This is a genomic window from Haemophilus influenzae (genome assembly GCF_003494325.1).
Taxonomy (GTDB): Bacteria; Pseudomonadota; Gammaproteobacteria; order Enterobacterales; family Pasteurellaceae; genus Haemophilus; species Haemophilus influenzae_I.
Genome location: NZ_QQIK01000006.1, coordinates 41,485 through 54,178, shown reverse-complemented (window position 1 = coordinate 54,178; position 12,694 = coordinate 41,485). Strand labels below are relative to the sequence as shown.

14 protein-coding genes and 1 pseudogene are annotated in these 12,694 nt (G+C 37.7%); 9 read left to right on the top strand and 6 right to left on the bottom strand.

The annotated features are described in order from the left end of the window. From nqrD to DV356_RS08975, 5 genes are all read right to left on the bottom strand, one after another. The gene (gene nqrD, locus DV356_RS08995) at positions 1–627 is read right to left on the bottom strand and encodes an NADH:ubiquinone reductase (Na(+)-transporting) subunit D (protein WP_005648665.1); all 627 of its coding nucleotides are present in this window, start codon (positions 625–627) and stop codon (positions 1–3) included. Beyond that, positions 627–1,361 carry a Na(+)-translocating NADH-quinone reductase subunit C gene (locus DV356_RS08990; RefSeq protein WP_005653794.1) on the bottom strand — a complete coding sequence of 245 codons (735 nt, stop codon included), beginning with the start codon at positions 1,359–1,361 and terminating at the stop codon, positions 627–629. The genes nqrD and DV356_RS08990 overlap by 1 nt, the downstream gene beginning before the upstream one ends. Further along, positions 1,354–2,589: an NADH:ubiquinone reductase (Na(+)-transporting) subunit B gene (locus DV356_RS08985; protein WP_005653793.1), complete on the bottom strand. Its 1,236-nt coding sequence runs from the start codon at positions 2,587–2,589 to the stop codon at positions 1,354–1,356. Before DV356_RS08985 ends, DV356_RS08990 begins: the two co-directional genes overlap by 8 nt. 2 nt (positions 2,590–2,591) lie before the next feature. Further along, a complete protein-coding gene (locus DV356_RS08980; protein ID WP_105894812.1) occupies positions 2,592–3,935 on the bottom strand; it encodes a Na(+)-translocating NADH-quinone reductase subunit A in 1,344 nt (447 codons plus the stop codon). Positions 3,936–4,225: 290 nt separating this feature from the next. Continuing rightward, positions 4,226–4,537, bottom strand: coding sequence for a BolA family protein (locus DV356_RS08975; protein ID WP_048954928.1), 312 nt, complete (start codon positions 4,535–4,537; stop codon positions 4,226–4,228). A 93-nt stretch (positions 4,538–4,630) separates the two neighbouring features. Here DV356_RS08975 and DV356_RS08970 point away from each other — a divergent pair, with 93 nt between their 5' ends. Both DV356_RS08970 and gorA read left to right on the top strand, forming a co-directional pair. Then, positions 4,631–5,230 carry a YajG family lipoprotein gene (locus DV356_RS08970; RefSeq protein WP_048954929.1) on the top strand — a complete coding sequence of 200 codons (600 nt, stop codon included), beginning with the start codon at positions 4,631–4,633 and terminating at the stop codon, positions 5,228–5,230. 216 nt (positions 5,231–5,446) lie between these two features. Beyond that, a complete protein-coding gene (gorA, locus tag DV356_RS08965) occupies positions 5,447–6,817 on the top strand; it encodes a glutathione-disulfide reductase (RefSeq protein ID WP_048954930.1) in 1,371 nt (456 codons plus the stop codon). A 108-nt stretch (positions 6,818–6,925) separates the two neighbouring features. Here gorA and asd read toward each other — a convergent pair whose 3' ends face one another. Then, positions 6,926–7,795, bottom strand: a complete 870-nt coding sequence (asd, locus tag DV356_RS08960; RefSeq protein ID WP_162877190.1) for an archaetidylserine decarboxylase — start codon at positions 7,793–7,795, stop codon at positions 6,926–6,928. A 158-nt stretch (positions 7,796–7,953) separates the two neighbouring features. On the opposite strand from asd, the gene yceD reads away from it, so the two are divergent. The 7 genes and pseudogenes from yceD to acpP all read left to right on the top strand — a co-directional run bounded on the left by yceD (position 7,954) and on the right by acpP (position 12,602). Beyond that, entirely contained in the window at positions 7,954–8,478 is a 525-nt protein-coding gene (yceD, locus tag DV356_RS08955) for a 23S rRNA accumulation protein YceD (RefSeq protein ID WP_005668115.1), read from the top strand. A gap of 22 nt (positions 8,479–8,500) precedes the next feature. Further along, a complete protein-coding gene (gene rpmF, locus DV356_RS08950) occupies positions 8,501–8,671 on the top strand; it encodes a 50S ribosomal protein L32 (protein WP_005544470.1) in 171 nt (56 codons plus the stop codon). A gap of 22 nt (positions 8,672–8,693) precedes the next feature. Next, a pseudogene (locus DV356_RS10045) lies at positions 8,694–8,804 on the top strand (phosphate acyltransferase PlsX); the annotation flags it as partial. Positions 8,805–8,857: 53 nt separating this feature from the next. Further along, positions 8,858–9,808, top strand: a complete 951-nt coding sequence (locus DV356_RS08945) for a beta-ketoacyl-ACP synthase III (RefSeq protein WP_048954931.1) — start codon at positions 8,858–8,860, stop codon at positions 9,806–9,808. A 625-nt stretch (positions 9,809–10,433) separates the two neighbouring features. After that, positions 10,434–11,372 (top strand): ACP S-malonyltransferase, encoded by a 939-nt coding sequence (gene fabD, locus DV356_RS08930; RefSeq protein ID WP_118806855.1) that lies wholly within the window; start codon positions 10,434–10,436, stop codon positions 11,370–11,372. A 16-nt stretch (positions 11,373–11,388) separates the two neighbouring features. Further along, a complete protein-coding gene (fabG, locus tag DV356_RS08925) occupies positions 11,389–12,117 on the top strand; it encodes a 3-oxoacyl-ACP reductase FabG (RefSeq protein WP_005654404.1) in 729 nt (242 codons plus the stop codon). 254 nt (positions 12,118–12,371) lie between these two features. Then, complete coding sequence (acpP, locus tag DV356_RS08920) at positions 12,372–12,602, top strand: acyl carrier protein (RefSeq protein ID WP_005544465.1); 231 nt, start codon at positions 12,372–12,374, stop codon at positions 12,600–12,602. The last annotated feature ends 92 nt before the right edge of the window (positions 12,603–12,694 follow it).

Sequence of the window (12,694 nt, the reverse complement as noted above, 5' to 3'; positions counted from 1 at the left end):
TTACTTCTCCTGTTGTTCTGGTTTCCAAGTTCTTAATCCCCAGATCACAAATCCGATGATAAAGAATGCACTTGGTGCAAGTAGGAATAAACCATTTGCTTGATACCAGCCACCATTTTGAATAGTTTCGAAAATCGTCATACCAAATAATTTACCTGAACCGATAAGTTCACGGAAAAATGCTACGATAATTAACATTGAACCATAACCTAAGCCATTTCCGATACCATCTACAAAACTTTCAACTGGAGGGGATTTCATCGCAAATGCTTCAGCACGTCCCATTACGATACAGTTAGTAATAATCAAACCAACGAATACTGAAAGTTGTTTAGATAAACCATAAGCATAGGCTTTTAGAATTTGATCCACTACGATAACAAGCGAAGCGATGATTGCGAGTTGTACAATAATACGAATGCTGTTAGGGATATAATTGCGGATTAGGGAAACAAATAAGTTTGATAATCCAGTTACTAAGGTAACTGCAATCGCCATAACAAAAGCAGTTTCTAATTTTGTTGTTACAGCTAATGCAGAACAAATCCCTAAGATTTGCAATGCAATAGGGTTGTTTTTAGCAATTGGCGCTAACAACAGATCTTTATAACTTGTTTTTCCAGACATTAGTTTGCTCCTGAATGAAGTTTTTCAAGATATGGACCAAAGCCATCTTTGCTGAACCAATAATTAAAGGTACCTTGAACACCATTACCTGTTAAAGTTGCACCAGATAAACCATCAATGCTATGTTCATCTTGTGGAGCTTGACCTTTCACAATACGAATGGCAGGTTGATGTTGCTCATCAAATAATTTTTTACCTTTAAATAGACTTGCCCAGTTTGGATTTTCAATTTCTCCGCCCAATCCCGGTGTTTCTCCGTGTTGATAGTAAGTGATTCCATTAATAGTATTACCATCTGGTTGAACAGATACTAAGCCATACATCACTGACCACAAGCCAGTGCCATAAATTGGTAAAATAACTTGTTGAGTTTGACCCTGTTCATCTTTTACAAGATAAACTTCAGTTGTTTTGCTACGAGAACGAATACGTGCTTTATCTGCATCAGCAGGAATTGCTTGTTGGCTATCATCTGCTTGTTGTGTGTATTCACCCGTTGCTAAATCAACGAAACGGGGCTCGATAAATTTTGCATAAGTTTCTTTTACATTCGTGTTTTCTTGTAAAAGACCAGCTACATTTAAAATATTTTTTTGTTTATCAAGCAATTTTTGTTCTTCTTGTGCAGGCTTTAACATTACTGCGGAACCAGCAACAATAATGGAACAAACTAAACTCAGTAGTAGCACAACAAGGATTGTGCCACCTACGCTGTCTTTATTAAACTTAGCCATTTGTTCTTGCTCTCCGACGTTTGATATTTGCTTGAACAACGATGTAGTCGAAAATCGGTGCAAATAAGTTTGCAAATAAAATCGCTAACATCATTCCTTCTGGATAGGCTGGGTTTACAGTACGAATTAATACAGCCATTACGCCAATTAATGCACCGTACCACCATTTACCAGTATTAGTAAAAGATGCTGAAACAGGATCGGTCGCCATAAATACCATACCCAATGCAAATCCACCTAAAACAAAGTGCCAATGCCAAGGCATTGAGAACATAGGGTTAGTCTCTGAGCCAATTAGGTTAAACAAGGTTGAGGTTGCAATCATGCCAATCATCACACCAGCAATAATGCGCCAAGCTGCAATGCGAGTGAATACAATAACAGCACCGCCAATTAAAATTGCAAGGGTAGAAACTTCCCCCATTGAACCAGGTAAGTTACCAACAAAAGCATCCATCCAAGTAATTGGAGCGCCTGTTACGGTATGTTGCAATGCACCTTGACCACCTTGTGACCACTGTGAAAGTGCGGTTGCACCAGAGAAACCATCTGCGGCAGTCCAAACCGTATCGCCTGAAATTTGAGCTGGATATGCGAAGAATAAGAACGCACGACCAGCAAGTGCAGGGTTCATAAAGTTACGACCTACGCCACCAAAAATTTCTTTTGCAACAATGATACCAAAAGTAATACCTAATGCGGCTTGCCATAGTGGCAATGTTGGTGGAACGATCAACGCAAATAAAATGGTTGAAACGAACATTCCTTCATTTACTTCGTGACCACGAACCACAGAGAATAACAATTCCCAAATAGTACAAACGGTAAATACCACTAAGTAAATTGGTAAAAAGAAAATTGCTCCAAGAGCCATTTTAGAGCCCCAAGTTGCATTGGCAGTTAAATCTAAACCTAATGAACTTGCAAGAGCATAGTGCCAATCGTTAGCAATTAGTTGATCTAAATTGCCTAATTGATTTAACGCTGGAATCGCTTGGTTCCCCACATTGTACATCCCATAGAAAATCGCAGGGAACAACGCAAGGAAAACCGTAATCATCATACGTTTTGAATCTAACGCATCACGAACGTGAGTGTTTTTGTGCGTTACCGTACCTGGTGTATAAAGCAAGGTATAAATCGATTCAAAGATCGGATAAAGCTTGCTGTATTTACCACCGGGTAAAAACGCGGGTTCCATTTTTTCAAAAAGATTTTTCAAACCCATTTTTAACCTTCCTTCTCAATCTTATCTAAGACTTGACGCAAGATTGAACCGTATTCATATTTGCCTGGACAAACGAAAGAACATAACGCCAAGTCTTCTTCGTCTAATTCCAGACAACCTAACTCTTGAGCACCATCGGTATCGCCCACGATTAAATCACGTAATAATAATGTAGGTAAAATGTCCAATGGCATTACTCGCTCATAGCTACCGATTGGCACCATTGCACGTTCGCCACCATTTTCTGAAGTAGTAAAATTAAACAATTTTTTACTGAAGTGGCCTAATACGGTACGAGTCACAGAATATTTATTGGCTTGTGGCATAATCCAACCAAAAAATTCTTTTTCATTACCTTCAGCGATTACTGATACTTGCAAAGCATAGCGACCTAAATAATCATGTGAATCTTTTGCTATTTGACCACAAAGAACTGAGCCAGAAATTACACGATTTTTACCTGCACTTAATTCATTTTGGGTTAATTGAGAAAGATTAGCACCGATTGTTGTACGTACTAAACGAGGTTCTTTCACTTGAGGACCTGCAAGAGAAATTACTCGTTCTGAATAAAGTTCGCCTGTTGTAAATAATTTACCTACAGCGATCACATCTTGATAATTGATATGCCATACAGTTTTTTGAATACCGACAGGATCAATAAAGTGAATATGCGTCCCTACAAGACCAGCTGGATGAACACCAGTAAAATCATGAATCTGTAAATTTTCAAGATCAGCAGTTGGAATATTAGAATCGCCTGCTTTACATAAGTGTAATGGTTTTGAAGGTAATAGACGACTTAATACGGTTAAACCGTTAGTGAAGTCTTGCGAATATTCTTTTAATACGACAGAGGGATCGGCTGCTAATGGATTGGTATCCATCGCATTTACAAAAAGAGAAGATGCTTCACTTTCAATGGATGGAACTTTACTAAATGGACGAGTACGTAATGCCGTCCATAAGCCAGATTCTATCAAGTTTTGTTTTACTTGTTCAGAAGAAAGTGTATTCAATTGTTCTGTGCTATATTTTGCAAAAGTGATTTTTTCATCACCTTCTACATTAATAACAACAGATTGTAATACACGTTTTTCGCCACGATTGATTGCAGTGATGGTACCGCTTGCAGGGGCTGTAAAAATTACACCAGGATTTTTTTTGTCTTCAAAAAGTACTTGACCTTTTTTCACAACATCGCCTTCGCGCACCTTCATTGAAGGACGCATCCCCACATACTCCTCACCTAGAATCGCAACTTGATTCACAGCGTTGCCGCTATGGATTACTTGTGCTGGTTTTCCCGCGATTGGGAGATCCAAACCTTTCTTAATTGTAATCATACTATTTGCACTACTTTTCAAGGTTAAAAATACAATTGCTAATATAGTAAAAATACCCTAGAAGCAATCTCACGTTTGAGTGTGACAAACCGCTAAAAAAACATTAATGTCACAAAATAAAAAACTCAAATGGATTGATTTCACAGTTAATAATTTTACCGAGAAATCGAATTTGGACTAAATTAAACGCCTTATTCTAGCGAAAATCTCTGTTTTTCGCTACTTAAACAGAGGGTTTTTTGTTAGAACTTTTTGCGATATATCAAAAATGTTACATTTTTATAACAAAATTAACGACCAATACCTGCACATTTTGTTGAGTGCGGTACAGTTTCATTTTGTACTTTCCATTCTTCTGGAGTGAATAAATGTAATGCTAATGCGTGAATACTATGATTTAATTCTTCGTTCAATAATTGATAAATACGCTGATGACGTTGTACTTTTCGAATATTTTTAAAGTCTGCGCTGACAATAACGCATTTAAAATGTGATTCAGAACCTCGATTAGAGTGATGTAAATGGCTTTCATTTTCTATTGCTAAAAAGTGCGGTTGAAATTCTTTTTGAATTTTTTGCTCAATAATTTGTTGAATTGACATTATAAGTTCTCCACAAAAACTAAAATGAAACGCTATACATTAATAAGGAAGTTTGTAAGAATAGCACAATTCTAATTGATTTATGGGGAAATTATGGCATTAGTAAACAAAATTAAAACATTATCATCAGTAGGTATTCTAGCGGCTACATTATTTCTTGCAGGCTGCCAAGCACAATCAAATATATTAGCATTTACACCGCCTGCACCAAGTGCTTCAATGAATGTTAATCGAACTGCCGTTGTATCTGTTACAACAAAAGATAGCCGTGCAATACAAGAGATTGCGAGTTATACGAAACACGGGGAACTGATTAAATTAAATGCATCCCCAAGTGTTACACAATTATTTCAGCAAGTGATGCAGCAAAATTTAATTAGTAAAGGCTTTAGAATTGGGCAATTAAATGGTTCAAATGCGTGGGTAACTGTGGATGTGCGTGAATTTGGTACGCAAGTGGAACAAGGTAATCTTCGTTATAAACTTAATACCAAAATTCAAGCGACAGTTTATGTACAAGGTGCGAAAGGTTCGTATAATAAATCATTTAATGTCACGCGCTCACAAGAGGGCGTATTTAATGCGGACAATGATGAAATTCATAAAGTGCTATCTCAAACTTTTAATGATATTGTGAACAATATTTATCAAGATCAAGAAGTTGCGGCTGCGATTAACCAATATTCTAATTAATCACATATCTACAGTGAGGAAGATTGAACAATCTTCCTCTTTTTCTATCACGCTATTTCATTCTACATACTAGGCTTCACATAAAATCATTTCAAACTAATCATCTGTTCAAAAGAATAAAAAATATTCATAAAACCAATTAAATCAATTTATAGCATTCTTCATAAAAATTAGGCAAAATATGGAAAATTTTTGAGTTCAAAAAAGGATCAAACTATGACTAAACATTATGATTATATTGCTATTGGCGGTGGCAGTGGCGGTATTGCGTCTCTAAATCGAGCAGCAAGTTATGGAAAAAAATGTGCAATCATTGAAGCAAAACATCTTGGCGGAACTTGTGTAAATGTCGGTTGCGTACCTAAAAAAGTGATGTTTTATGGCGCACATATTGCAGAAGCAATCAACAATTATGCGCCAGATTATGGTTTTGATGTTGAAGTGAAAAAATTTGATTTTTCAAAACTGATTGAAAGTCGCCAAGCCTATATTAGTCGTATCCATACATCTTATAATAATGTATTAGCGAAAAATAATATTGATGTAATTAATGGTTTCGGAAAATTTGTCGATGCGCATACCGTCGAAGTAACGCTAGCTGATGGTACAAAAGAACAAGTAACCGCAGATCATATATTAATCGCAACAGGTGGCCGCCCATATCGTCCAAACATTAAAGGACAAGAATACGGCATTGATTCAGATGGTTTCTTTGCATTAACCGAATTACCAAAACGTGCTGCGGTTATTGGTGCAGGCTATATTGCTGTTGAACTTTCTGGCGTATTAAACAGCCTAGGCGTGGAAACGCATTTATTAGTACGTCGCCATGCGCCAATGCGTAATCAGGATCCATTAATCGTAGAAACATTAGTGGAAGTGCTTGCGCAAGATGGAATTCAATTACATACCAATTCTACCCCATCTGAAATTGTAAAAAATGCAGATGGTTCACTTACTGTAAGATGTGATGGTCAATCTGATGTTACCGTAGATTGCGTTATTTGGGCAGCAGGTCGTGTTCCTTCGACAGATAAAATTGGCTTAGAAAATGCAGGCGTAGAAACGAATGAACACGGCTATGTCAAAGTAGATAAATATCAAAATACTAATGTGAAAGGCATTTATGCGGTAGGCGATATTATCGAAAACGGCATTGAATTAACACCAGTTGCAGTTGCAGCAGGTCGTCGCCTTTCTGAGCGTTTATTTAATAATAAACCGACTGAATATTTAGATTACAGTTTAGTTCCAACCGTTGTATTTAGCCATCCGCCTATCGGCACTGTAGGTTTAACTGAACCGCAAGCGATTGAGCAGTACGGCGCAGAAAATGTTAAGGTATATAAATCTTCTTTCACAGCGATGTACACTGCGGTAACTCAACATCGCCAACCGTGCAAAATGAAATTAGTTTGTGTGGGTAAAGATGAAAAAGTTGTGGGTTTACATGGTATTGGTTTTGGTGTAGATGAAATGATTCAAGGATTTGCTGTAGCAATCAAAATGGGTGCAACAAAAGCTGATTTTGACAATACGGTGGCAATTCATCCAACAGGTTCAGAGGAATTTGTAACAATGCGTTAATTGTTCAAATGAAAGAAGAAAAAGGCAGTAAGGTTATACTGCCTTTAAAGAAGTGAGAAATATCTATTTTCAGGATTTGTTTCTGTCATTTATGGAAATAAATCCTGTTTATTTTTTATATGCCAAGATTTCGCCCATGCGAACAGGTTCATTTACGCTTAAATGATCAGCCAAACGCACTTGATTGGCTTGGAATAAATTAATTACTGTTGAACCAAGTTGGAACCAACCCATTTCTTGACCTTTCAATAATTTGACCGCACTTTCGCCTTCATAAGTCCAAGTTTTCACTTCGTTGTGGCGTGGTGGATTAATTACGCCTGCCCAAGTTGTGCCAATACTTGCAGTGATGGTTGCACCCACTAAAATTTGTACCATTGTGCCAAATTCAGTATCAAATACACAAATCACACGTTCATTACGTGCAAATAAATTGGGTACATGTTGGGCTAAAAATGGATTCACAGAGAATAAATCGCCTGGCACATAAATCATTTTGCGTAGCGTAGCATCGCACGGCATATGTACTCGGTGATAATCACGAGGAGAAAGATAAGTAGTGGCAAATTCCCCATTTTTAAAGGTTTCCACTAATTCTTTATCTTCTGCCAATAAGTCTTCTAGGCTGAAAAAATGCCCCTTAGCTTGCAATAAAAGATTATCGTCAATATGACCGCACTCACTAATGCGACCGTCTGCTGGTAAACAAAGTGCGGTTGGATTTTGATTAATTGGACGTGCGTTTTCTTTTAACGGACGAATAAAAAATTCATTAAAACTTGCGTAATCAGAAAATTGTTCTTTTTGCGCAATGCTCATATCAATGTTGTATTTTTTCGCAAAAGCTTTAATTACAAAATGTGTTATTTTGCCCCATTTTTGTTTAGCAAACCAGCCAGCAATTTGAGTTAAATAAATTTGCGGCATGACATATTGAAATGCCACTTTTAAGCGTTGCCAATAAGAATTTGAAGTCATCATTATCTTTCCTTGTTAAAAAAAGAGGCGTGATTATAGCAATTTTTATCAAAGTGCCAACTTTTTTGGTAATTAGAAATTTTTCTCTCGTTATTATCCAATAAAAAATGTGATTTCCCTTTGACTATCTTCGCAACAACAGGTAATATTCACGCCCTATGCAAAAGGTAAAACTACCCCTCACTGTTGATCCCATAAAAGATGCTCAAAGACGGCTTGATTATGTTGGTTATTATTCGGCAAATCAGCTTGAGCGTTTGGCGGAATCAGTGGTAAACGTGCTCAGCGATGCACAGGTAACATTATCGTTTTATGTTGATCCACAAAAATTAGTGGTGATGAAAGGTAAAGTACAGATTGATGTCGATCTTGAATGTCAGCGTTGTAACGAACCTTACAAACAAACATTGGAATGTGAGTTTACTTATAGTCCAGTGGCTAATTGGGATCAGGCTGATGACTTGCCCGAAATTTATGAGCCAATCGAGTTCAATGAGTTTGGCGAAATAGATTTAATTGGCACGGTGGAAGATGAGCTAATTTTAGCTTTGCCGCTTGTCCCAATGCATTCATCTGAACACTGTGAAGTGTCCGCGCAGGAACAGGTTTTTGGCGAATTGCCTGAAGAATTGGCAAAAAAACCGAACCCGTTCGCTGTATTAGCTAATTTAAAGCAAAAGTAAATTAAATTTAGGAGTATAGCCAATGGCTGTTCAACAAAACAAAAAATCTCGTTCACGTCGTGATATGCGTCGTTCACACGATGCTTTAACAACTGCTGCTGTATCAGTAGATAAGGCAAGCGGTGAAACTCACTTACGCCACCACGTAACTGCAGACGGTTACTATCGTGGTCGTAAAGTGATCAATAAGTAATTTTTTACTTATAGGTGTTCACTTGAACCGTCTAACTTTGGCGTTAGATGTGATGGGCGGGGACGTTGGTCCCCGTATTACTATCTGCATTCCTTTAACATCGGAAAATAATCCGGTGTCGTCTTATTCTCTTACTTGGCGATAGTCCATAGATTTTTTCCTTTTTAATCGCTTATCTTATTGAGTATGAATAGTAGAATTTTATCCACCGGTAGCTATCTGCCGAGCCATATTCGCACAAATGCGGATTTAGAAAAAATGGTTGATACATCAGATGAATGGATTGTCACTCGTTCTGGTATCCGTGAACGTCGTATCGCAGCGGAAGATGAAACTGTTGCAACAATGGGATTTGAAGCGGCAAAAAATGCGATCGAAGCTGCTCAAATTAATCCTCAAGATATTGAACTGATTATTGTTGCAACTACAAGTCACTCACATGCTTATCCAAGTGCGGCTTGCCAAGTGCAAGGTTTATTAAATATTGATGATGCGATTTCTTTTGATTTGGCGGCAGCTTGCACAGGCTTTGTCTATGCTTTGAGCGTAGCTGATCAATTTATTCGTGCAGGCAAAGTGAAAAAAGCCTTAGTGATAGGCTCAGATCTCAATTCTCGTAAATTAGATGAAACAGATCGCAGCACTGTTGTGCTATTTGGTGATGGTGCGGGTGCTGTAATTTTAGAAGCGAGTGAACAAGAAGGAATTATCTCCACCCATTTACACGCTTCAGCAGATAAAAATAATGCCCTTGTTTTAGCTCAGCCAGAACGTGGTATAGAAAAATCTGGCTATATCGAGATGCAAGGTAACGAAACGTTCAAATTGGCAGTTCGTGAACTTTCAAATGTGGTGGAAGAAACACTTTTAGCCAATAATTTAGATAAAAAAGATTTAGACTGGCTTGTGCCACACCAAGCAAATTTACGTATTATTACAGCAACAGCTAAAAAATTAGAAATGGATATGTCGCAAGTGGTGGTAACGTTAGATAAATACGCTAATAACAGTGCAGCAACTGTGCCTGTCGCTTTAGATGAGGCTATTCGAGATGGTCGTATTCAACGTGGGGAGTTACTATTATTAGAAGCCTTTGGCGGTGGTTGGACTTGGGGTTCAGCGTTAGTGAGATTTTAGTTGATTTGATATAATTATTGATGATTTTAAAGTGCGGTAAAAATTGACCGCACTTTTTGTGTTAAATGTCAGGGGTTCGCCTGATGGCGACCTACTTTCTTTTACTCGTGTAAAAGAAAGTAGGCAAAGAAAACACGCCCCAGTTAAATCGCTGTTCTTTGCTTTGTTTCAATTTTCTTAACGGCAATTTGCTGAACTCGCTACGCTCAAACAGACGCAAATTGCCTAAAAATTGAAAGTCGCAAAGGCGATTTATATGGGGCCCCGAATTTATCAGAGCATTATTTAAAAAGTGCGGTTAATTTTAAATTCATTTTAAGAACAAAAAATATTTTGAGTTTTGACCGCACTTTAAATCGGATAAAGAACAAACTGGGTTCCCTTCTTTTCCACCTTTGTGGAATTGAATTTGTAGGAAATTTTCGTCTGTTTGAGCGTAGCGAGTTCAGAAAATTTCCGTTAAGCAAATTCAATGGAACAAAGGAAACAAGGAAAAGTAGGGTCGCCTTTCTTTTTGCTTACTTTTTCTTTGGCGAAGCAAAGAAAAAGTAAGTCGCCATCGGCGAAACCCGATTTTAATTACCGAAGAAGAATTTTCAATTAAAAAACAATAGGACAAAACATAATGAAAAAATTCGCAATGGTCTTCCCAGGTCAAGGCTCCCAAACTGTCGGTATGCTTGCTGATCTTGCCACTGAATATCCAATCGTTATTGAAACATTTAAACAAGCATCTGATGCGCTTGGTTATGATTTATGGTATCTTGTTCAACAAGGTCCAGCTGAAGAACTTAATAAAACTTGGCAAACTCAGCCCGTACTTTTAGCTGCTTCAGTCGCTATTTATCGCGTATGGCAAGAAAAATTTCCTCAATTAAAACCAGAAGTGATGGCAGGCCATAGCTTGGGTGAGTATTCTGCGTTAGTTTGTGCTGGGGTGTTGGATTTCCAAGATGCGATTAAATTAGTGGAATTGCGCGGAAAATTAATGCAACAAGCTGTGCCTGAAGGCACTGGCGCAATGTATGCAATCATTGGTTTAGATAATGAAGCAATTATTAATGCTTGCAAACAAGCAGAGGAAGGCGAAGTCGTATCTGCGGTGAACTTTAACTCACCGGGTCAAGTAGTTATTGCGGGTGCGAAGACTGCAGTTGAGCGTGCGGCTGCATTATGTAAAGAAGCAGGGGCGAAACGTGCATTGCCGTTAGCTGTGAGCGTACCTTCTCACTGTGCATTAATGAAACCTGCAGCCGAGCAATTAGCGGTAACACTTGAGAATATTCAAATTAATACACCAACAACATCAGTATTAAATAACGTTGATGTGAAAGCTGAAACTGAAGGCGCCGAAATTCGTACCGCACTTGTTCGTCAGTTATATAGTCCAGTTCGTTGGACTGAAACAGTTGAAAAAATGGCGCAAGATGGTGTTTTAGTGCTTGTTGAAGTGGGGCCAGGTAAAGTATTAAATGGTTTAACCAAACGCATTGTGGGTGATTTACAAGCAATATCTGTAAATGATGTTGCATCATTCAATGCGGTAGAAGAATTTTTAGCGTAAGTAAAAGGAAGAAAAAATGCAAGGTAAAATTGCTTTAGTGACAGGGGCTAGCCGTGGTATCGGTCGTGCGATTGCAGAAGAACTTAGTTCAAAAGGTGCATTTGTAATTGGTACCGCAACCTCTGAAAAGGGTGCAGAGGCGATCTCGGCTTATTTAGGGGATAAAGGTAAAGGTTTAGTTTTAAACGTAACGGATAAAGAATCTATCGAAACCTTACTTGAACAAATTAAAAATGATTTTGGCGATATTGATATTCTCGTGAATAACGCAGGTATTACTCGCGATAATTTATTGATGCGTATGAAAGATGAGGAATGGTTTGATATTATGCAAACTAACTTAACTTCGGTGTATCATCTTTCTAAAGCCATGTTACGTTCAATGATGAAAAAACGTTTTGGTCGTATCATCAATATTGGTTCAGTGGTTGGTTCAACGGGTAATCCAGGACAAACTAACTATTGTGCGGCAAAAGCGGGTGTGGTTGGTTTTTCTAAATCTTTAGCGAAAGAAGTAGCTGCACGTGGTATTACTGTAAATGTGGTTGCACCAGGTTTTATTGCAACAGATATGACAGAAGTGCTTACGGATGAACAAAAAGCGGGGATCTTATCTAATGTTCCAGCTGGACGTTTAGGCGAAGCAAAAGACATAGCTAAAGCCGTTGCTTTCTTAGCTTCTGATGATGCAGGTTATATCACGGGAACAACGTTACACGTGAATGGTGGCTTATACTTAAGCTAAAATTTGACATTGATTTATGGGGATTTCTAAGCAATAAAATCATAGCCAAAGATTTTAGATAATGCTAAAATCCCGCTCGCAATGTAACTTGGTTACGCCTTGAGCGTATGCAAAGGTACGTAACTATATTTGATGTGTGTGTTCACATTGCCTATTTTGTGGTGCGACCAGACCATAAAATAGTTGCAAGTTACTAAAAAATACATACACTAACTGCTCTTTTATGAGTTAAAACCAACAAATAGGAAAAACAAATGAGTATTGAAGAACGCGTGAAAAAAATCATCGTTGAACAATTAGGTGTTAAAGAAGAAGATGTTAAACCTGAAGCTTCTTTTGTTGAAGATTTAGGTGCAGATTCATTAGACACAGTTGAATTAGTAATGGCTTTAGAAGAAGAATTTGATATTGAAATTCCTGATGAAGAAGCTGAAAAAATTACCACTGTTCAATCTGCGATTGATTACGTGCAAAACAATCAATAATTTTAAGTTGGGCGACGTTTTAAGTCGCCTAATTTTTTTTCTAATAATCCTCTTTAAAATTACCGCACTTTTTATTTTTCCTTTTCATAAAA

Coding starts and splice junctions, on each gene's coding strand:
- yceD (WP_005668115.1), top strand. CDS start 7,954: ATGCAAAAGGTAAAACTACCCCTCACTGTTGATCCCATAAAAGATGCT.
- DV356_RS08990 (WP_005653794.1), bottom strand. CDS start 1,361: ATGGCTAAGTTTAATAAAGACAGCGTAGGTGGCACAATCCTTGTTGTG.
- gorA (WP_048954930.1), top strand. CDS start 5,447: ATGACTAAACATTATGATTATATTGCTATTGGCGGTGGCAGTGGCGGT.
- nqrD (WP_005648665.1), bottom strand. CDS start 627: ATGTCTGGAAAAACAAGTTATAAAGATCTGTTGTTAGCGCCAATTGCT.
- DV356_RS08975 (WP_048954928.1), bottom strand. CDS start 4,537: ATGTCAATTCAACAAATTATTGAGCAAAAAATTCAAAAAGAATTTCAA.
- DV356_RS08970 (WP_048954929.1), top strand. CDS start 4,631: ATGGCATTAGTAAACAAAATTAAAACATTATCATCAGTAGGTATTCTA.
- asd (WP_162877190.1), bottom strand. CDS start 7,795: ATGACTTCAAATTCTTATTGGCAACGCTTAAAAGTGGCATTTCAATAT.
- DV356_RS08945 (WP_048954931.1), top strand. CDS start 8,858: ATGAATAGTAGAATTTTATCCACCGGTAGCTATCTGCCGAGCCATATT.
- rpmF (WP_005544470.1), top strand. CDS start 8,501: ATGGCTGTTCAACAAAACAAAAAATCTCGTTCACGTCGTGATATGCGT.
- fabD (WP_118806855.1), top strand. CDS start 10,434: ATGAAAAAATTCGCAATGGTCTTCCCAGGTCAAGGCTCCCAAACTGTC.
- DV356_RS08980 (WP_105894812.1), bottom strand. CDS start 3,935: ATGATTACAATTAAGAAAGGTTTGGATCTCCCAATCGCGGGAAAACCA.
- acpP (WP_005544465.1), top strand. CDS start 12,372: ATGAGTATTGAAGAACGCGTGAAAAAAATCATCGTTGAACAATTAGGT.
- DV356_RS08985 (WP_005653793.1), bottom strand. CDS start 2,589: ATGGGTTTGAAAAATCTTTTTGAAAAAATGGAACCCGCGTTTTTACCC.
- fabG (WP_005654404.1), top strand. CDS start 11,389: ATGCAAGGTAAAATTGCTTTAGTGACAGGGGCTAGCCGTGGTATCGGT.